The 22,799-nt window shown below is 45.3% G+C and carries 21 protein-coding genes; 2 read left to right on the forward strand and 19 right to left on the reverse strand.

Going from position 1 to position 22,799, the window contains the following annotated elements:
* Nucleotides 1-112: 112 nt before the first annotated feature.
* The 7 genes from smpB to BQ7400_RS06305 form a co-directional block, all read right to left on the reverse strand.
* Entirely contained in the window at nucleotides 113-577 is a 465-nt protein-coding gene (gene smpB / locus BQ7400_RS06275) for an SsrA-binding protein SmpB (RefSeq protein ID WP_034440932.1), read from the reverse strand.
* The gene (rnr, locus tag BQ7400_RS06280) at nucleotides 546-2,657 is read right to left on the reverse strand and encodes a ribonuclease R (RefSeq protein WP_072469821.1); all 2,112 of its coding nucleotides are present in this window, start codon (nucleotides 2,655-2,657) and stop codon (nucleotides 546-548) included. The genes smpB and rnr overlap by 32 nt, the downstream gene beginning before the upstream one ends.
* A gap of 9 nt (nucleotides 2,658-2,666) precedes the next feature.
* On the reverse strand, nucleotides 2,667-3,830 hold the full coding sequence (locus tag BQ7400_RS06285; protein ID WP_072469822.1) for a D-alanine--D-alanine ligase family protein: 1,164 nt from the start codon (nucleotides 3,828-3,830) through the stop codon (nucleotides 2,667-2,669).
* A 164-nt stretch (nucleotides 3,831-3,994) separates the two neighbouring features.
* Nucleotides 3,995-5,527 (reverse strand): UDP-N-acetylmuramoyl-tripeptide--D-alanyl-D-alanine ligase, encoded by a 1,533-nt coding sequence (locus tag BQ7400_RS06290; RefSeq protein WP_072469823.1) that lies wholly within the window; start codon nucleotides 5,525-5,527, stop codon nucleotides 3,995-3,997.
* A gap of 10 nt (nucleotides 5,528-5,537) precedes the next feature.
* On the reverse strand, nucleotides 5,538-6,308 hold the full coding sequence (locus BQ7400_RS06295; RefSeq protein ID WP_072469824.1) for an alpha/beta fold hydrolase: 771 nt from the start codon (nucleotides 6,306-6,308) through the stop codon (nucleotides 5,538-5,540).
* A gap of 85 nt (nucleotides 6,309-6,393) precedes the next feature.
* Complete coding sequence (locus BQ7400_RS06300) at nucleotides 6,394-7,245, reverse strand: SIR2 family NAD-dependent protein deacylase (RefSeq protein WP_072469825.1); 852 nt, start codon at nucleotides 7,243-7,245, stop codon at nucleotides 6,394-6,396.
* A 106-nt stretch (nucleotides 7,246-7,351) separates the two neighbouring features.
* Entirely contained in the window at nucleotides 7,352-7,891 is a 540-nt protein-coding gene (locus BQ7400_RS06305) for a zinc ribbon domain-containing protein (RefSeq protein WP_072469826.1), read from the reverse strand.
* A 145-nt stretch (nucleotides 7,892-8,036) separates the two neighbouring features.
* On the opposite strand from BQ7400_RS06305, the gene BQ7400_RS06310 reads away from it, so the two are divergent.
* The gene (locus tag BQ7400_RS06310) at nucleotides 8,037-8,273 is read left to right on the forward strand and encodes a glutaredoxin family protein (protein ID WP_034440925.1); all 237 of its coding nucleotides are present in this window, start codon (nucleotides 8,037-8,039) and stop codon (nucleotides 8,271-8,273) included.
* 47 nt (nucleotides 8,274-8,320) lie between these two features.
* On the opposite strand, the gene BQ7400_RS10615 is transcribed toward BQ7400_RS06310, so the two are convergent.
* Nucleotides 8,321-8,494 carry a hypothetical protein gene (locus tag BQ7400_RS10615; protein ID WP_009432042.1) on the reverse strand — a complete coding sequence of 58 codons (174 nt, stop codon included), beginning with the start codon at nucleotides 8,492-8,494 and terminating at the stop codon, nucleotides 8,321-8,323.
* 329 nt (nucleotides 8,495-8,823) lie between these two features.
* Here BQ7400_RS10615 and BQ7400_RS06315 point away from each other — a divergent pair, with 329 nt between their 5' ends.
* A complete protein-coding gene (locus BQ7400_RS06315) occupies nucleotides 8,824-9,861 on the forward strand; it encodes a hypothetical protein (RefSeq protein ID WP_072469827.1) in 1,038 nt (345 codons plus the stop codon).
* A gap of 164 nt (nucleotides 9,862-10,025) precedes the next feature.
* Here BQ7400_RS06315 and BQ7400_RS06320 read toward each other — a convergent pair whose 3' ends face one another.
* The 11 genes from BQ7400_RS06320 to tuf all read right to left on the reverse strand — a co-directional run bounded on the left by BQ7400_RS06320 (nucleotide 10,026) and on the right by tuf (nucleotide 22,710).
* The gene (locus tag BQ7400_RS06320) at nucleotides 10,026-11,180 is read right to left on the reverse strand and encodes an ISL3 family transposase (protein WP_180371964.1); all 1,155 of its coding nucleotides are present in this window, start codon (nucleotides 11,178-11,180) and stop codon (nucleotides 10,026-10,028) included.
* A 166-nt stretch (nucleotides 11,181-11,346) separates the two neighbouring features.
* A complete protein-coding gene (locus BQ7400_RS10620; RefSeq protein WP_072469829.1) occupies nucleotides 11,347-15,462 on the reverse strand; it encodes a hypothetical protein in 4,116 nt (1,371 codons plus the stop codon).
* Nucleotides 15,463-15,843: 381 nt separating this feature from the next.
* Nucleotides 15,844-17,460, reverse strand: coding sequence for a potassium/proton antiporter (locus tag BQ7400_RS06330; RefSeq protein ID WP_072469830.1), 1,617 nt, complete (start codon nucleotides 17,458-17,460; stop codon nucleotides 15,844-15,846).
* Nucleotides 17,461-17,497: 37 nt separating this feature from the next.
* Nucleotides 17,498-18,103: an orotate phosphoribosyltransferase gene (pyrE, locus tag BQ7400_RS06335; protein ID WP_034440923.1), complete on the reverse strand. Its 606-nt coding sequence runs from the start codon at nucleotides 18,101-18,103 to the stop codon at nucleotides 17,498-17,500.
* Nucleotides 18,100-18,798, reverse strand: a complete 699-nt coding sequence (pyrF, locus tag BQ7400_RS06340; protein WP_072469831.1) for an orotidine-5'-phosphate decarboxylase — start codon at nucleotides 18,796-18,798, stop codon at nucleotides 18,100-18,102. The genes pyrE and pyrF overlap by 4 nt, the downstream gene beginning before the upstream one ends.
* A gap of 92 nt (nucleotides 18,799-18,890) precedes the next feature.
* Nucleotides 18,891-19,298, reverse strand: a complete 408-nt coding sequence (locus BQ7400_RS06345) for a PLDc N-terminal domain-containing protein (protein WP_034440921.1) — start codon at nucleotides 19,296-19,298, stop codon at nucleotides 18,891-18,893.
* Nucleotides 19,299-19,619, reverse strand: coding sequence for a hypothetical protein (locus BQ7400_RS06350; RefSeq protein WP_034440920.1), 321 nt, complete (start codon nucleotides 19,617-19,619; stop codon nucleotides 19,299-19,301).
* The gene (locus tag BQ7400_RS06355) at nucleotides 19,609-20,121 is read right to left on the reverse strand and encodes an RNA polymerase sigma factor (RefSeq protein WP_072469832.1); all 513 of its coding nucleotides are present in this window, start codon (nucleotides 20,119-20,121) and stop codon (nucleotides 19,609-19,611) included. Before BQ7400_RS06355 ends, BQ7400_RS06350 begins: the two co-directional genes overlap by 11 nt.
* 55 nt (nucleotides 20,122-20,176) lie before the next feature.
* Nucleotides 20,177-20,371, reverse strand: coding sequence for a hypothetical protein (locus BQ7400_RS06360; RefSeq protein WP_072469833.1), 195 nt, complete (start codon nucleotides 20,369-20,371; stop codon nucleotides 20,177-20,179).
* Nucleotides 20,372-21,394 (reverse strand): enoyl-CoA hydratase/isomerase family protein, encoded by a 1,023-nt coding sequence (locus BQ7400_RS06365; RefSeq protein ID WP_072469834.1) that lies wholly within the window; start codon nucleotides 21,392-21,394, stop codon nucleotides 20,372-20,374.
* A 122-nt stretch (nucleotides 21,395-21,516) separates the two neighbouring features.
* Complete coding sequence (tuf, locus tag BQ7400_RS06370; RefSeq protein WP_034441062.1) at nucleotides 21,517-22,710, reverse strand: elongation factor Tu; 1,194 nt, start codon at nucleotides 22,708-22,710, stop codon at nucleotides 21,517-21,519.
* Nucleotides 22,711-22,799 lie beyond the last annotated feature (89 nt).

Here is a 22,799-nt window from a genome sequence, read left to right on the forward strand (position 1 = left end):
AATGATTTACTTCATTAGTATAACATATTTAAGGGCCGGCGTCAATAAATTTTCTATTTTAGCATTGTCCGACTGGCTTGTCAATAGATTTTCCTAGATTTTTCTTGGGGATTTAATACTTAGTCAGGTCCCTAAGTTTCTTGTTTACTTCCTTCTCCCTCAAGGCTTGACGCTTGTCATAGAGCTTTTTCCCCTGGGCCAAACCCAATTCCATCTTGACTCTTCCTCGGACCAGGTAGAGCTTTAAGGGAACCAGGGTCTTACCCTTTTGGTCCAGGCTCTTTTTTAATTTTTGAATTTCTTTTTTGTGGAGGAGGAGTTTTCTCTTTCTCAGGGGGTCTACATTGAAGCGGTTACCCTCTTCATAGGGGGCAATGTGCATATTTTCCACATAGACTTCATCCTTGTGGATGGAGGCATAGGCGTCGGCCAGGCTGACACTCCCCTTGCGGATGGACTTGACTTCTGTCCCTACTAGGACAAGGCCGGCCTCCAGGCTGTCTTCAATAAAATAATCATGTCTGGCCTTGCGGTTACTGGCCAGTTCATTTGTCTTTTTGGTCTTTTTTTTCGCCAAAGGGGTCACCTACCAAACTAAAATTCACATGTCCTTTTTCTCTTTCTACGGATTCTACCCGGATTCTCAACTTCATACCCAGGTAGAACTTGCGCCCGTTTTTAGCCAGGGCAATGTAGCGGTTCTCATCAAAAGTAAAGTGGTCTTCCAGGCTTTCATAGCCCATGTAGCCTTCTACAGTGTTCTCCAATTGGACAAAGACGCCATTGCCTGTAATTCCTGAAACCATGCCGTCAAATTCTTCTCCCAGATGGTCTTCCATATAGCCGGCAATTTTGACATCTTCTACCCGTCTTTCAGCTTCCACAGCCAATTTTTCTGTGGCTGAAACGTGAAGGGCCACCTCTTCCAAGATGCCTTCATAGTGGTTGATCCGGTCCATACTTAGGAGGCCATGGAGGTCGTCTTTGATGATCCGGTGGATTTGCAGGTCACTATAGCGCCGGATGGGGGAGGTAAAGTGGCTGTAAAAGCGACTGGCCAGGCCAAAGTGGCCTTCCATAATGGGGCTGTACTTGGCCTTTTTCAAGCTTCTAAGAACCAGCATTTCAATCAGGGGGTATTCTATCTTGCCCTGGACAGATTCCAGGAGGTCTTGAATTTTCCCCGGTTGAATATCCTCTACCTGGTTCAAGCGGTAGCCAAAGGGCCGCATGATTTGGTTGAGGCCCAGGAGCTTTTCCTTGTCGGGCTCCTGGTGGATCCGGTAGAGGAAGGGGACCTTCATCCAATAATAGTGCTCTGCCACTGTTTCGTTGCAGAGGATCATGAATTCTTCAATCAACTTGTTGGCCCACCGTCTTTGGGCAATGGAAATGGACAGGACCCGTTCATTTTCATCCAACTTGATTTCTCTTTCTTCCATGTCAAAGTTAATGGCCCCCCGCTTGTGGCGTTTTTCCTGGAGGATTTTTGCCAATGCAAAAGCATGGTCCAGGTCTTCTTCTAGGCCGGCAAAGGAGGGATGGGGCTTACCATAATCCAGGTAGTCGCTGACATCATCATAGACCAGCCGGGCCTTGGACTGGATGACACTTTCGCAAATCTTGTGTTTTTTCACCCTACCCTTTAGGTCTACGTCCATAATGACACTTAGGCAGAGCCGGTCCACATGGGGGTTGAGGGAGCAAATCCCATTGGACAATTTCTTGGGCAGCATGGGGATGACCTTGCTTAAAAGATAGACGGAATTGCCCCGGGTGTAGGCGTCCTTGTCAATGGCCCGGCCTTCTTTGACATAGTGGGCCACATCGGCAATGTGGACTCCCAGCCTATAGCCCTTGTTTGTTTTTTCAATGGAAATGGCATCGTCAAAATCCTTGGAATCGGCCCCGTCAATGGTAAAGATTTTTTCCCCTCTTAGGTCCAAGCGGCCCTGGCAGTCCCTGGGGTCCACTTCTTCCTGGACTTCCCGGGCATATTTCAGGGTCTTTTTGGAAAAATCCATAGGGATGTCCATTTCTTTTGCAATGGCCAAAATTTCCACTTGGGGGTCGTTTTTGTGGCCTAGGATTTCCAGGATCTTGCCTTCGGGCTTCCGGTCATTGTCGGGCCAGCTGGTGATTTCCACCACGACCTTTTCCCCATCCTTGGCACCATTGACTTGTTTTTTGCCAATGTAGATGTCTCTGGAATAGTGGTGGTCGTCTGGGCGGACAAAGCCGAAATCTTTTTTGGACCGGTCAAAGGTCCCTACCAACTTCTTCCGGCCCCGGCTCAGGATCCGAACCACCTGGCCCCGGCGGCTTTTTTCATCCACCATCTTAACCAGGACCTGGTCCTGGTCCAAGGCCCCGGCCGTATCTGCCCGATCAATATAAATATCTTCCAGGTCTTGGTCGATAGGCAAGACAAAGCCGAACCCCTTTTGATTTCCTTGAAATTCCCCCTTGATCCAATGGTCATCTTCAAGGCATTGGTAGCGGTCTTTTTTGGTCCGACTTAACCTTCCTTGGTCTTCCAATTTATTCAAGAGCTTTCGCACTTCCTTGCGCATGGGTCCATCTACTTGGAAGTGGCTGAAGATTTCCTTTTCAGTTTTGGGTTCTTTTAAATAATCTAACAGCTTGTCTTCTATCAATCTTGCCTCCTATAGTTTGGAACCAAAACCTGACCTTTGAAATAAGTTACTTTCGTAGGAATAGATAATTTGGTCCCTTTCCCTTTTCTTTTCTTCTGCAATGTCGATAATCCGGTCCAGGAGGTCTTTAAAGGACAGGCCCGCTTCTTCCCAGAGGTAGAAGGCCATGCTCCCGGGTTGGGTGTTGATCTCATTGAGGTAAACTTGGTCCCCTTCCATCATAAAGTCAATCCGAACCACTCCGGCACCATCAATGGCATCCATGGCAGACCGGGCCATGGTGTGGATGGCTTCCAGGACCTTTTCTTCAGGAACCACGATATTTCGCCCTCCCTTGCCGGAAGTTTTTCCCCCGGCCTTGTTGTTGGAGTGGATGTATTTTTCATCAAAGGTCAAGAGGTCGTTGAGGCTCTTGGGCTCTTCAATGGGGCTTAAGTCATAGGTCCCATTGGCCCCTAAAACAGAAATATTCAGTTCTCTAAGATGGTCCACAGCATGCTCAATGACCACTTTTTTGTCATAGGACAAGGCCAGGTCTACAGCAGCTTCCAGATCTTTTTCTTCCTTGACCTTGGAAATCCCAATACTGGACCCCAGGGTGGAGGGCTTCACCATAAGGGGGTAGCCAATTTTTTCAATTTTTTCCACGACTTGGTCCCGGTTTTCCTTCCAGTCCCTTGCCTTAAACCAAGTATAGGCCACTTGTTGGATGCCACAATGGCTAAAGCGTTCCTTCATCAGGACCTTGTCCATCCCCAGGACTGACCCCGGCACCTGGCAACCTGTATAGGCCACAGACCATTGTTCCAAGAGCCCCTGCATGGACCCGTCTTCTCCGTTGGTCCCATGGAGGGCATTGATGATGCAGTCAATTTTTCTTTCTTCTTCCACCAGCTGGTCTCCCTTTAAAAGACCTCCCTTTTGCCTTTGCAGGTGGAACAAGGAGGGGATTCCGGCCTTAAAATAAACCGGATAGGCCTGGGAAAAATCTTGGTTTTTAAAAGACTTGAAGTCCTTTAGGCTCTCTCCCCCCAGCCATTGTCCATCTTTTTTTACATAAATGGGAACCACACAATAGTCCTTGCTCAAGTTTTCCATGACTTGAACCCCGGTAATAACACTCACTTCATGTTCGACACTTTTGCCGCCAAACAAGACTCCGATTGTTTTCATACTTCCTCCTAAAAATATAGACTTTCTACCTTTTATTTTATCACACTCCGGTCCTGAGCGTTTGCTTTTATGGAAAGTTTTGTAAACTTTACCAAGTCCTTCCAGAACCTTAAATCTTTTTTTAATTTTATAAAAATCCCCAGGCTTAACCTGGGGAAGACTTCCTAGACTTCATTGTAGCTGTCGGGTAGGTCATTTTCAATTAAAACCACATCTCCAGGCCCTGTTAGGTGGGCAGAAATTTGGGTGGCTTCATCCAGACTTTGGGCAACAAAGAGCCGGTCTTGGGGGAAGCCTGCTCCCTTTAGCCCCCTTTGGATGGGTTGGGTCCGCTTTTCCCCTACCAGGATGCAGTAGTCCACAACTTGGGCAATTTCTTGACCCAATTTTTCATTTTCCTCTTCTTCTATGTCGCCTAATTCCACCATGCCGGGAGTGATGATGATTTTTTTAACATCTTGGAAGGCTCCTAGGACTTCCAGGGCTGCCCGGGCCCCAAAAGGGTTGGAGTTAAAGGCATCGTCAATGACATTGACCCCACTGGGGCCTTGGATCAATTGGAGACGGTGTTCCACAGGTTGAACTTTTCGGATCCCCGCTGCAATTTGGTCTGCTGTCATCCCCAGGCTGTAGGCAATACAAGCCGCCGCCAGAAGGTTGGAAATATTGTGCTTACCCAATAAAATGGTTTCGCACAAGACAGGGTCTTGACCTGGCAGGTGGAGTTGGAAGCTGGACCCCAGGGCCCCAACTTGGATTTGGTCGGCAAAGACATCCAGGTCTTGGTCCAAGTCCATTCCATAGCGGATGGTTTTTCGGTCACAGCCATCAGCCAATTCTCGGACATAGGCATTGTCTACGTTAAAGATGGCCACCCCGTCTTGGGGCAGGGCTTCAATGAGTTCGTACTTGGTTTTTTGAATGTTGGCTATGGTTTTAAAGAGGTGCATGTGGGTGGGACCAATGGCTGTAATGACCCCAATAGTGGGCTGGACCAGGTCGGCCACCTCTTTAATTTCTCCCGGTTCCTTGGCCCCCAATTCCGCCACAAAGACCTCCTTGTTTTCTGTCAGGTCATTGTTGATGACCTTGGATAGTCCCATGGGGGTGTTAAAGGAAGAGGGGGTGGTTTGGACCTTAAAGGCCTCTTCCAGGATGGTGGCTGTCATAAACTTGGTTGAGGTCTTACCAAAAGACCCAGTAATTCCCACAACAGACAGGTCCTTCCGGGCCCTAATCTTTTCCTTGGCGGTATCGTAAAAGCCCTGGTTGATTTTGTTTTCCAGGGGCAGGTTGAGTTTGGCTGCCAGGATAATCCAGTGGAATTGGCTAAAGGCGAAAACCCCCAGGCAGAGGGGATAGAAAAACAGCCAGAAAAAATACTTGTAGAGGAAGATGGACAAAACCAAGAGACTCGCCAGGACCAGGAGGATGGTTTCCAGGTGCCTTTTATGGAGTCTTTTTGCCCGGTCTGTCCAAACCAAGGGGGTCTTGTTTTGGCTGCTGGAAATTTTAAGGGCAAAGTTAAAAGCCTTGTTGTCCTTGAGCCAAAGTTGATAGTCCCGGGGTTGGTAGCCTTCCAATTGCATCATGTGCAGGGGGTCGGGGCTATTTTTTTGAATAATATAGTAAGTAAGACCGGCCAAGCCCCCGTAATAAACCAGGTATAAGAGGCCGAATAAAAGTTCTTTCTCCATCTTCTTCTCCTTAATCCTTTAAAAATGAACCAATCACTGCCGAGAAGGTTCCATAGTCATCTACATAGCTGTAGTGTCCCCCATTGAGTTCCACCAATCCGGCATCGGGAATTTTTTCTTCAAAGACCTTCCCCATCCAAAGGGGGGTGGCTTGGTCCTGCCGGCCCCAAATTAAAAGGGTGGGTTGGCTGATTTTTGGAAAATAGGCTTCCGTGGATTCATTGACCACCTTGACAAAGGTCTTGCGCATAATCCCCTGGGAGGCCTGGTAGTCATCGGACCCAAACTTCTTATAAAAACCCTCCAGGGCCTTTTCCCGGCCTTGGCCCCCATGGAAAAAGAGGTAGACCCTTTTTAAAAATTTAAAAGAATAGACCTTGAAATAATAGTCCAGCCCCCGCTTGGGCAGAACACCAGAGGCATCCATTAAGACCAGGCGCCGGACCATTTCCGGATGCTTGACGGCAAAAATCGTCAGGGTCTTGCCCCCAAAGGAATGGCCAATAAAGTCGGCCTGGTCAATATGAAAGTGGTCACAAAGGTCCTTTAAAAAGTCGGCATAGTCCTCCGTTCCCCAAACCTCCTTGGGATCATCACTTTGACCAAACCCCGGGGCATCGTATAGGAGGACCCGGTAATTTTTCTTAACTTGTTCATAGACCCCCATCATGGTTTCAATGTTGGCCCCCCAGCCATGGGCAAGGACACAATACTTGTCCCCCTGGCCCTGGAGTAGGTAGGCAATCTTGAGTCCCTTAATTTGGCATGTCTTCTTTTCCACAAAAACCCTCCAATCTCTAGCTATTATACCATAGATTGGCCTTGTGCCCAATAAAAAACCACCCTTGCGGATGGTTTTCTAAGACCTATATAAGGTCCTTTAAACATTTTTCTATGGGCTCTTTAATACCCAAGGCCTTGTCCTTGATGCTCTCTGGCACTTCAGGATCACTGGTATTAAAGCGGACCAATTTTGCCTTGTCCAAGGTTTCCACCATGGTTTCAAAGGGATAGCGGATAAAGCCGGCTTGGTCAAAACCTTCCCCAAATTCTAGGAAGAGAAGTTTCTTATCCCGTCTTTTTTCCACAAAGTCAACAAAATCTTTTCTTTGCTTCAAATAAGGTTCGGCGACAAAATTTTCTTCCATCCGGATATTGGGAACCAGATACTTGCCACAAGAAGGACACCGTCCCAAAATATCTTCCCGGACATTTCCCTCTTCATTGATGTGGCTGGAAATTCGAAAAACTTCCTTTTCATTATAGTAACGTTCATTGTTGCAGGGCTCGTAGCATTGGGAATAGGCCATGTCCCCTTGGGGCATGTAAACCCGGTCCATATCAAAACCAGCCTTTTCAATTTGTCCATCCACTGTGGTGGAGATGACAAAGTAAGGCTTGTCCTTGACCAGGTCAAAGACCTCTTTATAGACCTCCATGGGCTTGGTTTCATAGCGCAATTTTTTAATTAAATTGCTCCAAAAGGCCCAATAGTCCGAGGGGTTTTCCGAATCAAACCAACGGTAGACCCGCATCCCCTTTAGGACAGTTTCAAGGCCTCTTGCCTTTAAGTCTGGCATCCACTCTTCCATGAGCTTGGGGTCTGAAAGACTCACCCCACCTGCCTTACTTAAGCCGGGCCCAATGCCTAAAATTACAGCATCTGCTTCTTTTAGCCACTCTTTTACCTCTAGTAATTCTTTGCTTGTAGCGTCCATACTATTTCCTCCTTTAATAAAATAGATGGAATCTTCTACTGCTCAATTACCCCTAAGTTTATTTTAACATATCCTGGTAAACTTTCAATAAAAATCCCTCAGCCAGCTATAAGTTCTCCAGGTCCAGGCCACATCGATTGCAATACTTGGCATGGACACTGACTTGCTTGCCACAATTGGGGCACATCTTGGTTAGGATTTCCACATTGTCTACAAAAATTCCCCTTTTAAAGACCTTGGTTTCCTCCATGCTGGACCCGCAATGGCTGCAAAATTGGTCCCCCTCTTCCAGGACTTCATGGCAGTGAGGACAGGTCCTTTCTTTGGACCCTGGGGCCTCCTCCACCAGGTCTTGCTTGAGCTGGTTGTCCAGGGCCTTTAAAATTTCTTTTTCCTGGTCCAACTTGGCCACAAGTTCATGGAGGAGTCTTTGGGCCTGGTCGGATCCTTCTTCTATACTTTGGTAGTAGGCCTCTCCCAGGTCTTCATAGAGCCGCTTAATCTCCCCTTCCACCCGAGACTTTTCCAAGCGAAGCTTTGACTGGCGGCTATATTTTTTGGCCTGGTAGTGGATTCTTTCCTTGGAATCCTTTAAGGCATCCAGGGTCTTTTCAATACCCTGGCCAATTGATTGGAAAACATCCATTTTCTTACCCCCTTTTCTTCCACTCTAGCATATTTTTTCTCTTAGACAAGGTGTTTTTCCACTTCTTAGCATTTCCCTTGCTAATTCCTTGATTAACTTGGCCCAGCTTGGGTAAAAGTAGGACAAGGACAAGAAAGGAGAATTTATGGAAAATTTAAGACTTTTTACATCCACCTATTGCCCCTATTGTGAACGGGTAAAACTTGTTATGGAAAATAAGGGAATTACAGGAGTTGAGATCATCAACATCGACACCGACCCAGACATGCGGGACTACCTCATTGAAAAGGGTGGGAAGAAACAAGTTCCCTGTTTATTTATTGGTGACCAGGCCATGTACGAATCTCAAGACATTATCAACTACCTGGAAAGTCACTGCTAATCCTATATGAAAAAAGGAAGCCTTGGGCTTCCTTTTTTGTTTAAAATTTACTTACGAACCATTTCTTTACCACAGCAGGTAAATTCACAGCAATGGTCTTGACCTGGTTGACAAGCTTCGTCTTTGTCACAATCACATTCGTTGATGACTTCAATTTCAAAACCGCAATCTTGACACTTATATACGTCGCCTTTTTTCATTTCTCCACAAGATACTGCCATTTTTTCTTCCTCCTTAAACATTCCTTTTTACTCATATGAATATTCATTCATTATTTACAAGTCTATTATACCTCCATGGGTATGTTTACGCAAGACCTTTTTCAAAATTTTTTAAACTTTTTATACTCCCCCCTAATAAACTCCACTTTTGGAGGGAATTTGAAATTCTCCCCTATTTCCCTATAAAATTTTTATATTGGCTGTACTGAAAAAAAGTCTACTTTTTTTGAATATTTTATCTTTCCTTGGGTATATTATATAAAGTCAAACTTATTTATTATTTATAAATAATGCACTATTTATATTACTATTTATATTAAGGAGGAAAAATGAAGAAACGATTTATATCTTATGTGAAAAATGAAAACGCCGGAGCAAATATCTCCTGGGGAGCTATTTTTGCCGGCCTAGCTGCCTTTATGGCTGTTTTTGTCACCCTGTCCTTTATTGGATCTGCCCTAGGCTTCGGTCTTTTAGACCCCACTTCTAGGACCCCCTTGTCCGGTGTCGGCACAGGACTTGCCATTTGGACAGTCATTGCCCTAGCCCTTTCTGCTATCTGCGGAGGCTTTGTCTCTGGCTTAGCTTCCCAAAGAATTGGCCTACTCCACGGTTTTGTAACTTGGGCTACTTCTGTTCTTTTAGTCTTTGTTTTAGTAACCTATGCAAGTATTTCCGCTATTTCTGGTATAGGTAAGGCCGTAGGAGATATCACTTCAACTGTAGCCAGTGGAGCAGGTTCTGTTGCTGAATCTGCAGGTTCTGCTGCAAAATCTGGTGTCGATGCTATTATCGGCGACTTAAATATTGATACTGAAGAATTAGATGGAAATGTTAAAGAAGTCTTAAAAGACACCGACATAAAAGAACTGCAACCCAACTACCTTCAAGGTCAATTAGAAGCCGCTGGAAATGAAATTAAAGAAGCTGCAAAAGATATTGCTGTCAACCCAGACCAATCTGAACAAATCATTCAAAATACTACAGACTCTCTACAAAAACGGGCAGAAACCATTGCCAATGCCGCTGACCGGGATGCCATTAAAAATGCTCTGGCAAAAAATTCTGACCTAAGTCCAGAAGAAGCGGACAAGGCAGTAGATAATATCTACACAGGCCTGGAAAAGAGCTCCAAGGAAGCTGAAGAAAAAATCAATCAAGCATCCAATAAACTTACAGAACTCCAAGTCCAAGCCGAAGAAACTATTGAAGACGCCCGAGAAGGAGCAAAAGAAGTCACTACAACCACAGCTAAAGCCTCTGTATGGACCTTTGTCGGCCTTGTTCTAGCTATGGTTCTTTCCTCCTACTTCGGACTTGTAGGTAGCCGCCTAGGCTCTGATCCAGAAGTAAAGAGAGAAGCATAAAAAGTTCATTTAACAAAATCTAGCCTTGAAACCCAGATTAGAAAAAGCCCAGGAATATTCCTGGGCTTTTCCTATCTCCAAAAAAAGACTACTGAGAATTTCTCAGCAGTCTTTTAAATGGCTCTTTGTCAAATGTTGGGGTGAGATTCATTCTCGCCCCTTTCTTATGCTCGAAAGACCATTAAAATGCGACTCTTAAAGTTCTCAAAATTCCGATACCCATAGGAAACCCGTTTAATCACTTTGATTTTGTTGTTAAAGCCTTCTGTTTGTCCATTGGTGATGCCTGTGGAAAAGGCGTTTAGGATTTCTTCTTTCCAGTTTTCATAGGCCCGAATACTGGCTTTAAATTCCTTTAATTCACTTTCTTTGGCTGTCCAGATCCACTTGTCTAAGGCCTGTCTTGCTTCTTCTTTGCTGGAGGCATCTAAGACGTCATAAAAGCGTTCTTTTAAGAAATAAGCTTCTTTGATTTCCTTGTCTTGCCAAAGCATTAGTTCCAGCTTTTCTTTTTCTTCGGGGCTTAGCCGACTGCCTTTTTTCCGTAGGATGGACTTGGACCGTTTAAAGTAGAGGCGATACTTTGCATCCCTTGTCTTTTGTCGTGTCTTGCGGACATTCTCTAAGGCCCAAAAGACTTGTCTGGCAAAATGAAACTTATCCGCAATGAAGGTTGCCTGAGGGAAGAATTCCTTTAAGACGGCGTAGAAAAGATGACTCATATCCATAACCACATACTTCACCCTTCTTCGTTCTTCCTTGGAAAAAGAAGAAAAGTAGTCCATTAAAGCTTTTTTTCGTCGAGAGGGTAAAATATCCAGTACCTGGTGATGGATTGGATCCACTAGAATACATTGGTATTTATCCCCACCAGCATTTCCCTTAAACTCATCCATACTTAAGACCCGAGGAAGATTTGGCCGCCTCCTTGGAGCCAACTTTAGATAGCTTGTGAGACAAGAGGAAGATAAACCCAAGTCCTTGGCAATAGAAGATAAAGACCGGACCTGTTTTAATTGGTCTTGGATAAAGAAGTGGAGATCCTTAGTCCGTCTAGAATAAGGAGCTAAGAAATCCAAAGACTCATAAAAGCGCTTCTGACAATGAGGACAAACAAAGCGCTTCTTCCGAAGAAAAAGAAAGACCTTCCGCAAGCCAATAGGCGTGTGTTGGATCCTTTGCAGACGATAATCATGGATGCGAGAGGTCTTATGACCACAAACAGGACAAAGTCCCTCCTTGTATAAAGAATGGAGTTTTACATCAATGTGATCATCAAAAGAGACCACCTCGTCAATAGAGACACCTTTTAAATTCAATAGATTTGTGTTAGTATAGTTTTGCACTTATCTCACCCTTTCATTTTGTTGTGGTAACTTTATTGTAAAGGAAAAAAGAGATAAGTGCATTTTTTATAGCAAAAAATAAATGTTGGAGTCTAGGGGGACCCCAACATTTATTATAGAACCTTTTAAATCAAGGAATTTAATGTTTTTTCCTCCGCATATAGCCTAAACCTAAGGTAGAAGTCATCGCTAATAGGATATAAGACCCTACAGATTCCACGCCTGTTTGAGGTGCTCCGCCTGGTTTCTTTGGTGTCACTGGTGGTTCCACTGGAATCACTGGAGGTTCTTCTGGCTCTTCTGGTGGAATAACCGGTGGTTCCTCTGGTTCTTCTGGCGGTTCATGAGGCGGATTATGGGGCGGTCTTTCAGGAGGAAGTTCCTGATTGGTTACCTCGAAAATATATTCGTAATAGGGTTCAAGGTTTTTCGGATTGGGGTTAAAGTCTTTGATTTCAGGATAATAGCTGTCTTTTCCTTCTCCTACCAAATCTTTTTCCGTCACCTTAAAGATCTTGGCAAAGTTTCCATTGACCAACATATTCGGAACATACAGGGTGTAAACGCCTTTTTCATCTTTCTTTAAGAAGAGGTTTACACTGGTGTATCCGGGATCGTGGTAACCCCAATTTTCATTCATGCTGTTATAGTATCTGACTCTAATATGGTGACCCTTGGCATCGACAATAATAGGTTTTTCTTCGTCATAGCCGAACAATAAGTCATCATCATTAAGAGAACTTCCATTCCACGTCATAACCTTTTGCTCTCTAATTTGTCCGTCGACAATCAGGCGCACGGTAATATTTCCCACTAATTTACTAAAGGGCTCCTCATTAATGATTTTATTACTATCTTGGGGAATATAGCCGGGTTGTTTCATAATCCAAGAACCAATCGATGAGAAGAAAGCATATTCTCTGGATAAGCGGAATTGAATTTTTACATTGTCTTTCTCATCATCCCCATCTTTTCGGGGATCGACAAGTACCTTCTTGAGTTTATAGGACATTTTAAAGCCTTCCAGGGCTTCTTCTTCAATGCCGTAACGGTTCTTTTCCAGATACAGGGGATCCAGCTTGGTAATCACTCCTTGCCAGCCGCCCGCTTTCGTCAGGGTGACGGTTTTGTAAATCGGGTAGACCTTTCCGTTTGCGTCGCGCCTGTAATCGACAACTATGCGCTCGCCGTCTTTTAGGATATAGAAGGTGACTTGATCCGGAATGGCCCTGTTCTTTACTTCAACACTCGTCCCGTACTCACCCAGAGCTTGTCTGATTTCTTCTTCCGTAAGCATCTTCCAGGTCTTTTTGATCTTGGCTTCGGTAAAGGGCCTGTTGCTGATGGTAAATTCATAGCCGTAAAAATCTTTTTTCTCTACAGGAGGTACATCTTTTTTCACGACCTTGATGCCGCTTGCTCCGCTGTCCCAACGTTCTGTCCAAATATAGGGGACGTAAAGGACAATGCCGTTATCCGTCTTTTCTACGAAGATCGAATACTTTTCGGCACTTTCACTATAACCCATCCATCCTTTCAATCTTTCGTCTTCTGTTAATTTTCTATTTTTTCCGTAGGGAACTACATCTTTAATATTGCCCGACAAAATCTCATGGGAAAATTCTGCGTTGATTCCACTGTTTCCTGTTTTGGTCGATTTCCCGATATATGAAAGGGTGCCGTCTTTATTTAGCTCATAGAAGTAAAAATCTGCGTTGTGATTACCGGCGTCATAACGTCCGCCGTATGCCGTGGTCTTATCTCTGGAAATATGAACTGTACCGGGGTGCACGGGAGCCTCTGCATTTGTTTCTTCAATAGAGGTAGCGTAATCCGTTTCTCTTTCCATGACCAAGTACTTGTAACCCATTGCTTTCAATTCTTCCTTAGTGAAGGGAAGCCCGTTGTCCTTGGTTAGGGTGTAGTTGCTGAAAGTATTTTTCGAGAAACTTGCTTGCCAATTGTTTCCTTGATTTAAGACCACTTCGCCGTATTTATACAAGTCGGGATCTTGGCCATATTGGCTGCGAACATAAACTTCGTCCTTGTCCAAAGGAACGATAAAAATATCCACGTGAATATCTTTATTTTCATATTCGCTCTTATCGATCTTTTCATCCCACTTCTTCTTAAAGTGGAATTCCACGTCCCCTTCGTCCTTGGGATTATAGTTATCGGCATTAGAACCATAGCCGGCGCCATTACCGGATTCATTCCCAAGGATGAATGTTCCTGAATTCTTCCATGCTTCGGCTTTTAAAGCGTCATCGTAAATTGCCTTCAGGAGAATTTCATTTTTTACATAGGACATATTTTCCGGTATGAGTTTCCCGCTACCGTCGTCGTTTACAAACTTTATAAAGTGATGGTCTTTCGTAATCGGCGATAAGAAAATATAAAATTGATCTTCAATCCGCTTGCCATTTAACTCAAACGGAACACCTCTTTTGGCATAACTGTAATCGGAACCTTTGCCAAGAAAAGATGTGTTGTTGTAAACGTAGACACTGTGACCGTCACCGTAATGACTGGATCCATAGGCACAATTCCAAATGCCACCACCGGTTCCCGGTGTTCCATTATCATTAGAACTAACAACGGTGCCTTTAATGGCATGATTTTCAGTGATTAAAACATTTTCTAATTTTTGAGTTCTCGGTGCGTAGGATACATAAATGCCTCCGCCAAATGTTTTTGCCGTGTTATTTAAAATCATCACGCGTTCAAAGGTTACTCGGTTGGAGTCTACAAATACACCGCCACCTCGTTCAGGCGTCGAATTTTTATAAATTAAGCCGCCCTTGAAATTAGCTTCCGCTTTATTGACTCGAATATAGTCATCATAGGGAGTGCTCGGTGTCGTTGCTTTTCTTAATCCTTTTTCACGAGAATCAACGATATAATTATCCGAGATGAGGATGCCCCCGGCGCGGGTGTTTCCTATATTGTTCGCGATGATTCCATCATTTAAGTTAAGGGTGCCACCTGTCATAACAGCGATACCGCCGGCCAGTTGTCGCCCGCCTCTCGTCTTATTGGAAACAATATAGCCGCCGTTCATTTCCACAACAGCTGCATCTTCCGGTTTTTTTACAATATCTTTGCCTTTGGCGCCAAATAAATCCCCGGCTAATACACCGCCGGCGGCGCCGATATTGTGGTCAATCATCCCGTTGTTCATGATGAATTTTCCACCGGGAGACACCATCACACCACCTGCATTAAGTGAATATCCCGTATCTTCTTTTATTTCGTTGGCAGTAATCCTTCCGCCTTCCATGATAAATTTTCCGCCATCTTTAACTTCAACAGGTGCGTGTCCGGCAATTTTGTTTTTACCGTTGGCGATGACGCCGTTTTTCAGGGTCAGCACACCATCTCCTTGAACTATAAAAAATGTACCTATAGCTTCATTTCCGTCGAAATTGATGGAGTTGTTTTCGTCGCCAAGAGTTAGTTTGCCTTGAACGTCAAATAAAGTTCCACCTGATTCGTTTTTGAGGACGATATCATCATTGCCGAATGTGTAGGTGTATTCATCCTCTCCCGAGATGCCAATTTCAGTCGCTTCAATAGCTTTATCTCCTCGGTCTCTGGCTTCTTTGATAATTTCTCTTTGTTTCTTTTCACCATCTTCGGCATAGTCTTTAGGCTGTTCAATGGGCTTCCATTTGCCATCTGCAGCCTTTTCATTACTAGATATTAGAATAATGTCTGCGCCTTTTGGAATCGTGATAGTTCCAGTAATATCAATGTTCTTTTTAACTATGATAGTCTTTTTTTCTCCAGAAACTACACTTTCAATTGCTTTTTTTAATGAATCAAAAGAATCTACTTCTACACGATTGGAATCCGTCCCTTCAGCCTCTGGTGCCTTTGCCATTAAAGCTTTAGGATCCAAAGTGGTGCCTTTTTCTAAAACTAGGCCCTCTTCAGTGGCTTCCTTTTCTTGATCCTCCAAGGCAGATTTATCTACATCTTTTTCTTCTTGGATCGTCTTATCTTCTTTATCAGTCTTTTCTGATGGGTCTTTCACTTCTTCTGAAGTTGAATTTTCCCCATCTTTCTTTTGAGCTACCTCTTCTTCAGCTGGTATTTGAGCTGCTTCTTCTTTTGGACCATTTTCTTTCGCTTCCGCTGGTTCTGTCGTTTCTTTTTTCAGGCTATCTTTTTCAGCTGGCACTTCAGCTGCGTCTTCTTTCAGGTCATCTTTTTCAGATTTTTCTTCAACCTGTGTTCCTTTTTCTGAGTCCAAACCTTCCAGGGCAGGCTTTTCTTGGACCGGTTCTGCACTTTCTTTCTTCGTGGACGTATCCCTTGCCTGGCTGGTCTCTATCTTATTTTCTCTAGGCGTGGATACAGCTTCTTTCTGTATTTTAGGTTGGTCTACCGGTGCCTTATCTTCTACGGACTGGGCGTAGGCTGTACCCCCCCCCCACCAGGAAAAACAAGATAAAGAGTAGTAGAATGTGTACTCGCTTCATTCCTCTCTCCTTTCATGACCTTAACATCATCGTACAAAAAATCACAAAAATATATTATCTCTCATTATCTATTGTATTCCTGTACTTTCCTTTCGTCAATGGATTTGAAGGTTTTCCCAAAATGAAAAGCCCCCCGAAGGAGATTCCTTTTTTTATTGTCCACTTTCGTGGTCAATGGCTTCTTTTAATTTTTCTCCCTGGAGTAAAACCACCCGGTCATCCACCTGGAGGACGGTGTCTCCCCGAGGGATTTCCAGCCCTCCTTGGGCTGTTTGGAGCATGACGATTAATTCATTTTCCCCAATATCCAGGTCCTTGATTTTTTCTCCCACCCAGGCATGGCAGGGGGCCAATTTAATTTCTAGCAAGGACTGGCCGGACTGGTCAAAGTGGCTTTCTCCCCCCATGACAATGATGTCACCCTTTTTCAAGACTGTCTCCCCTCGGGGGATGATGGTCTTGCCATCCCGTTCAATTTTGGCAATGATAAAGTTAAAAACCATCTTGAGGTCCTTGATCTTCATCCCTACAAACATGGACTGGTCTGTAACCCTAGTTTGAATAAAGCCCAGCTTGGACTTGTCCTGGTAGTAGTTAAAGGTCTTAAGGACCGTATCATTGGGGTCAAACATCTTCAAAATCTTGGTGGCCCAGGCCATAAGAGACCCTTGGATTAAAAGAGAAAATAGGCAGATGGCAAAGACAATATGGAAGAGGTCAATATCCAGGCCCGCTCCTGTATTGACGGCCATAATGGCAAAGGCAATAGCTGCAGCTCCACGAATCCCTGCCAGGGAAATCAAGGCCAGCTGGTTCTTCTTCAAGCGGAAGGGAGTCATGAGGCCTAGGACGGACAAGGGTCTGGCCACCAGGGTCATAAAGGCCATAATGGCAAGACCCAGGGGTAGAGCATGGAAGATGTCCTGGGGATTGGACAGAAGTCCCAAGAGGAAGAAGAGCATGATTTGAACCAAGTGGGAAAGGCCATCGTAGAAAAAGACCACCTCCTTTTTTCCTACATACTCATTGTTACCCAGGATAATCCCAGCAATGTAGAGAGCTAAAAAGCCATTGCCTCCAATGAGGTTACTCATTCCATACACCCCCAACATCAAGGCAGCAATAAAGACCACAAAGAGGCCATCTTCGTTGAATTTGTACTTTCTCACAACGCTTAGGCAAAGGTAGCCTACAGAAAAACCCACCAGGCCCCCAAAAAATATCTGACGGAAAATCAAGACCGGTACAGAAAGGTCTGACCCTGTTAGGATGGCCAAAAAGACCATGGTCATGGTATAGGCTGTCGGGTCATTGGAGCCGGATTCAATTTCCAAAAGTGAGGCGGTATTGTACTTGAGGTTCAATTTTTTGGATACCATGATACTGGATACCGAGGCATAGTCTGTGGACCCCACCACTGCTCCCAAGAGCATGGATTCCATCAGGCCAAAATGTAAGACATAGTGGCAAAAAAGTCCCGTTAAACCAGCTGTCAGAACCACACCCAAGGACGAAAGAAGAATTGCTTCCCGGGCCACCGACTGACCCATGGACCAATTGGTTCCAAAGCCCCCGTAAAACATAATGATCATCAAGGACATGGATGCGATTTGGTCCGCCAGACCATAGTCATTAAAGTTCCAGCCTCCGGCAGCAAAGGCAATTCCCAGACCCAAGAAGAGTAGGAGGGCCGGGAGACCCGACTTGCTAGAGATTCGAATGGCCACCAGGGCCAAAAGTAGTATTCCGGTAACGATCAGGGTGTTCATAGGGGCTCCTTCTAGTTTTTATCCGGCAAGGATTCTCTTACAGACTTTCCTTCCAGGTTAAAATTTCCTGCCTTTCCCCGGTGCTAATGTCTCCCCGTTCTACGGAAAGGTCTAGGAGTTCCGTTAAATTACTTGCAGAATGGTGGTCCAAGCCTGCCTTTTGAAAGTTTTCTTGGCAGCGGTCCAGGTCATAGGTAAAGATGCTCAAAACGCCAATGACATCAAAGCCTGCTTCTTGGCAAACCTTGGCGGCTTCAATGGAGGACCCTCCTGTGGAAAAGAGGTCTTCAATAACCAAGGCCTTGGCTCCAGGGAAAATCTCCCCTTCAATTTGCTTGGCCTTGCCATGGTCCTTGGCCTTGGACCGGACAAAACCCATGGGAAGTTTTAAACGGCTGGCAATGAGAGCAGCGTGGGGAATTCCCGCAGTGGCTGTGCCCATAATATAGTTTACATGGGGATATTTTTCGTGGATCAGAGAAATCAAGGCTTCAATGACGATGCTCCACTCTTGGGGATAGCTCATTAAGAGGCGGTTGTCACAATAGATGGGCGACTTGATTCCTGAGGCCCAGGTAAAGGGGTCCTTGGGAGACAGGCTGACGGCTTTAATATCTAATAGGGTTTCTGCTACGTGTTTCATACTTCCTCCTTGAGAAATTCTGCCTTGATGGCCCTATAAGCTTCCAGGGGATCTTGGGCATTACGGATGGGACGGCCAACGACAATATAGTCTGAGCCAGCCTTGGCTGCTTGGGCCGGGGTCATGGTTCTTTTTTGGTCATCTTGACCAGCTTGACCACCAGGACGGATTCCCGGAGTTACGGCAATAAAGTTCCCCAGGTCTTTTTTCAAGTCTGCTACTTCTTGGGCCGAGCAAACCAGGCCATGGAGACCAGCATCCAGGCCTAATTTCCCATAGGACTTTACCACATCCTTTAGGCTGCCTTGGATGGACAGGTCTCTTAGGTCCTCTTCCTCCATACTGGTTAAGACGGTAACCCCCAAGAGGATGGTGGAGGACTTGGCTTGGTCCAAAATTTCCCGGGCCCCTTGGATGGCCTTTTTCCCTGCTGGAATGTGGAGGTTGACCATGTCCACATCCAGGTCCAAAACTGACCGGACAGCTCCCCAAACAGTATTGGGAATGTCATGAAATTTCAAGTCCAAAAAGACCTTGTGGCCTCTTTTTTTAATTTCCCGGACAATGTCAGGGCCTTCCTTATAAAACAACTCCATGCCCACCTTGGTGTAAATGGCTTGGTCAAACTTGTCTAAAAATTCATAAGCCTCTTCTTTTCCCGAAAAATCCAAGGCTACAATTACATCTTTTGCCATAAGAACCTCCTTCTTTTTTTACTATTATACCATTAGTCCCTGGAAAAGATAAAATAAAAAACAGACAATCCTAGGATTGTCTGTCTTCTCATTTATTGAACAGAAGGACCATAGACCATGGCTGCAAAGAAAAATACTAAAATGGTTAGAATCCCTAGGACCAATAAGCCTAAAGCCCACTTCCAAAGAGGGTTGGTTTCACTTTCTTTCATGATATCCTTGTCCAAGGGGCTTCCACAAATTTCACAATAATCTGCCTTGTAGCTGTTCATGTGTTGGCAATTTCCACAACGGACTTGTTTTTCCCTCTTGACCAAAAGCAGGTAGAGGACAATTCCCAAGACATTGGGAACAACCAAGACCACCAAAAGCCACAAGAGGCCATTTTCTCCATTTGCTTCGGCATCCTTATAGACCCAAACGGCGAATAAGATGGAAGAGGCCAGTAGCATTAACATAGGGATCATCATAAATAAGGGTACTATACTTGCAATTTGCATTTAAATCTCTCCTTTTTTCCATTGGTGAATTAAAACTAAGGCAAACAGCAGACTCAGGCCTAGAACCTCCAGGCAGATACAGGCCAGGGCCAGGAGTTTTCCCGGACTCAAATAGGCACTGAGATACTTCAAGGCCGGGGCAAAAAGTCCCCACTGGTAGATGAAGCTTAGGACCAAGAGGCCTAGTATATAGCCGTTGATGGGATTTTTTTCTTCCCTATCCTCTAACCTGGCCCGGATTTCCCGGTCCAAGTGGCTGGGAACCCGGATTTCTTTATGGACTTCTTCTTTTAATAGGTCATCCATCCAATCATTGGTCATGACGGTACTCCTTTAAGTTTTCTTTTAAGGTCTCCTTGGCATAGTGGAGGCGGCTTTTGACCGTTCCCTCTGGCAAGTCAAGGCTTTGGGCAATCTCTTTTAGGCTGTAGTCAGCCATGTAAAAGAGCAAGACCACCTCCCGCATGGGGTCTGGCAGGTCTAAGATTGCCCGGTTGACCTCTTTGGATTTTTCTCTTTCCAAGACCTGGTCTTCCAGGCTGGGCCCCTGGTCCACCAGGCTAAAGAGGAGGTCCTCAGAAGTCTCTGGTGCAATTCGATTCCTCCGGGCCCATTTTCTCCGGCCGTCCTGCCACTTCCTATGGGCAATCCGGAACAAAAGAGACCGAAAGCCCTCCGGGTCTATATCCCGGTCATAGGTCAGGGCCAGGACAAAGCTGTCTTGGTAGAGGTCATCTGCCCGGCCCCTATCCTTGGTCAAGGTCAGACAAAATCGGTAGAGGTCAGGACCATATTCTTGAATCATCTGCTGGTTGAAGTTCATATTTGCCCCCTTCACTTAGAATTGGTCATGAGACCTGGAAAGGTTCAAAATTTTTTTAATTTTCTTGGGTCTTTTTTCTCCGGCCCTTCCAAGCGGCCAAAAGGCAAAAGTAGCTGGCAACAAAGAGGGCCCCGTAAATATAGGCCACAGCCACGGTGTTGGTCTTGTGGCTATAGTAGTAAAAAAGATCCAGGACCAGCAGGGCCGGCAAGAGATAGGCAAAAAAATTCGTCTTTTTTTCTTTTTCCATTTATTTTCCTCCCAATAGGCGGTGGAGGTCTTCCCAGGGCAGGTCTTCCAGGTCTTGGTATTTAAAGGAAGGCTGGTCTTCCTTGTCCACCATCACTGTCCGAATCCCCTCCACCATGTCTCCTTCCTTAAAGCAATAGTCAATGACCCTCAGGTCCATGTCAAGAGTTTCTTCCCGGGTCCAATACTTGCCATAGTCGTATTTTAAATAGATAAGGGCCAGGGACAGGAGGGAGGCTTCTTCCAAGTCTTGGTAGAGGTCCCCATCTCGGTCTTTCACCCTTTCCTTAATTTCCTTCAGGGTCTTGGCCCCAAAGAGGTCTTGGATTTTTTCCAGGTCCTGGGGACTGTGGAGGGGGGCCAGGTCTTTTTGGTAGTCCCCTAAAAGATCTTGGATTTTTCTCAAGACTTCTTCCCTGCTTAGGCCTTCCAGGTCCAGGTCAAAAAGGTCTCCTTCAAAATTTTCCCAGGAATTTGAAGAAATGGTATGGCTGGCCCAACCCAGGTCCAAGGCATCCCGGCCGTTGATTTGGCTTCCCGTTAGGGACATATAGAGGGCCATGGCCCGGTCCATTTTGGAAAAGAAATAACCCATGCCTACATCTGGCACCATACCCAGCCGGGCTTCTGGCATGGCCATCCGGGTACTTTCATCGGCAATCCTTATAGGACAGTCCATGCTGAGACCCAGGCCTCCTCCCATGGCAATGCCCCTGTAGGCTACAAGAATGGGCTTGGGAAATTTGGCCATCTTCTTGTCCAGGCGAAATTCTCTTTCAAAATAGGGAATGGGGTCTTCCCCTGTGGCTTGGACCTTCTTGTAGATGTCCACCACATCCCCACCGGCACAAAAGGCCCGGGGGCTGGTGGAGTCCAGGTAGACGGCCTTGACCCGGTCATTTTCCAGGACCTGGTCCATACACTGGTCAATAGCCTCAATCAAGTCCCTGTTCAGGGCATTGAGTTTATTGGGCCTGTCCAGGCTAATATGGGCAAAGTTTTTTTCTATTTTAAGTTCAAGCATCTTTTCTTTCCTTTCTTTCCTTTTCTTCCTCTCTTTATTATATCGAAAGATGGAAAAGATAAAAGCCCAAAAGAAAAAAAGACAGGCATCTTTCGATACCTGCCTTGTAAGTTTCTAAGCTCTTAGCTTAATAATTTGGATACAACTCCTGCTCCTACTGTACGTCCTCCTTCACGAATTGCGAAACGAAGTCCTTCGTCCATGGCAATTGGGGTGATTAGGGTTACGGTAAAGGTTGCGTTGTCTCCTGGCATTACCATTTCTACGCCATCGGCTAATTGGATGTCACCGGTTACGTCTGTGGTTCTGAAGTAGAATTGGGGTCTATAACCGTTGAAGAACGGGGTATGACGTCCACCTTCTTCTTTGGTTAGTACGTATACTTCTGCTTCAAATTTTGTATGGGGTTGGATGGTTCCTGGGGCTGCCAGTACTTGTCCACGTTCGATTTCGTCTCTTTGGACTCCACGTAGTAAGACTCCGATGTTGTCTCCGGCTTGGGCTTCGTCAAGCATTTTCTTGAACATTTCTACGCCGGTTACGACGACGGTTCTCTTTTCTTCGGTTAATCCGACGATTTCTACGTTGTCGTTTACTTTTACGACTCCGCGTTCTACACGGCCTGTTGCTACGGTTCCACGTCCTGTAATGGAGAAGATGTCTTCTACGGGCATTAGGAAGGGGTGTTCTGTATCACGTTTTGGTGCTGGAATGTATTCGTCAACTTCTTCCATTAATTTGATGATTTTGTCTCCCCATTCTCCGTCTGGATCTTCTAGGGCTTTTAGGGCGGATCCTACTACGATGGGTGTGTTGTCTCCGTCGAATTCGTATTCGCTTAAGAGGTCACGAACTTCCATTTCTACTAATTCGATAAGTTCTGGGTCGTCTACTTGGTCTTCTTTGTTTAGGAAGACAACGATCTTTGGTACGCCTACTTGGCGGGAGAGTAGAATGTGTTCACGGGTTTGGGGCATGGGTCCATCTGCTGCGGATACTACGAGGATGGCGCCGTCCATTTGGGCTGCTCCTGTGATCATGTTTTTAACGTAGTCGGCATGGCCTGGGCAGTCTACGTGGGCGTAGTGACGGTTTGGTGTTTCGTATTCTACGTGGGATGTGGAAATGGTGATTCCACGTTCTCTTTCTTCGGGTGCCTTGTCGATGTTGGAGTAGTCTACGAATTCTCCTGAGCCGTATCTCTTGTTGAGTACAAGGGTAATGGCTGCTGTTAGGGTTGTTTTACCGTGGTCAACGTGACCAATGGTTCCAATGTTTACGTGGGGTTTCGTTCTTTCAAATTTTTCTTTTGCCATGGTTCTCCTCCTATATTTAAGAAATGACTTTATTTTGTTCTTATCATACAATAAATTTGTCTTAAAAGCAACTATTTATGGTGGTTTTT

Origin of the sequence: Urinicoccus massiliensis (assembly GCF_900120405.1) — a bacterium.
Classification (GTDB): domain Bacteria; phylum Bacillota; class Clostridia; order Tissierellales; family Peptoniphilaceae; genus Urinicoccus; species Urinicoccus massiliensis.

Bases quoted from the DNA above. Each gene is read 5' to 3' on its own strand.
- BQ7400_RS06285 (WP_072469822.1), bottom strand. From the start codon at position 3,830: ATGAAAACAATCGGAGTCTTGTTTGGCGGCAAAAGTGTCGAACATGAA.
- BQ7400_RS06290 (WP_072469823.1), bottom strand. From the start codon at position 5,527: ATGGAGAAAGAACTTTTATTCGGCCTCTTATACCTGGTTTATTACGGG.
- BQ7400_RS06300 (WP_072469825.1), bottom strand. From the start codon at position 7,245: ATGGACGCTACAAGCAAAGAATTACTAGAGGTAAAAGAGTGGCTAAAA.
- BQ7400_RS06305 (WP_072469826.1), bottom strand. From the start codon at position 7,891: ATGGATGTTTTCCAATCAATTGGCCAGGGTATTGAAAAGACCCTGGAT.
- BQ7400_RS06310 (WP_034440925.1), top strand. From the start codon at position 8,037: ATGGAAAATTTAAGACTTTTTACATCCACCTATTGCCCCTATTGTGAA.
- BQ7400_RS10615 (WP_009432042.1), bottom strand. From the start codon at position 8,494: ATGGCAGTATCTTGTGGAGAAATGAAAAAAGGCGACGTATATAAGTGT.
- BQ7400_RS06315 (WP_072469827.1), top strand. From the start codon at position 8,824: ATGAAGAAACGATTTATATCTTATGTGAAAAATGAAAACGCCGGAGCA.
- BQ7400_RS06330 (WP_072469830.1), bottom strand. From the start codon at position 17,460: ATGAACACCCTGATCGTTACCGGAATACTACTTTTGGCCCTGGTGGCC.
- pyrE (WP_034440923.1), bottom strand. From the start codon at position 18,103: ATGAAACACGTAGCAGAAACCCTATTAGATATTAAAGCCGTCAGCCTG.
- pyrF (WP_072469831.1), bottom strand. From the start codon at position 18,798: ATGGCAAAAGATGTAATTGTAGCCTTGGATTTTTCGGGAAAAGAAGAG.
- BQ7400_RS06345 (WP_034440921.1), bottom strand. From the start codon at position 19,298: ATGCAAATTGCAAGTATAGTACCCTTATTTATGATGATCCCTATGTTA.
- BQ7400_RS06350 (WP_034440920.1), bottom strand. From the start codon at position 19,619: ATGACCAATGATTGGATGGATGACCTATTAAAAGAAGAAGTCCATAAA.
- BQ7400_RS06355 (WP_072469832.1), bottom strand. From the start codon at position 20,121: ATGAACTTCAACCAGCAGATGATTCAAGAATATGGTCCTGACCTCTAC.
- BQ7400_RS06360 (WP_072469833.1), bottom strand. From the start codon at position 20,371: ATGGAAAAAGAAAAAAAGACGAATTTTTTTGCCTATCTCTTGCCGGCC.
- BQ7400_RS06365 (WP_072469834.1), bottom strand. From the start codon at position 21,394: ATGCTTGAACTTAAAATAGAAAAAAACTTTGCCCATATTAGCCTGGAC.
- tuf (WP_034441062.1), bottom strand. From the start codon at position 22,710: ATGGCAAAAGAAAAATTTGAAAGAACGAAACCCCACGTAAACATTGGA.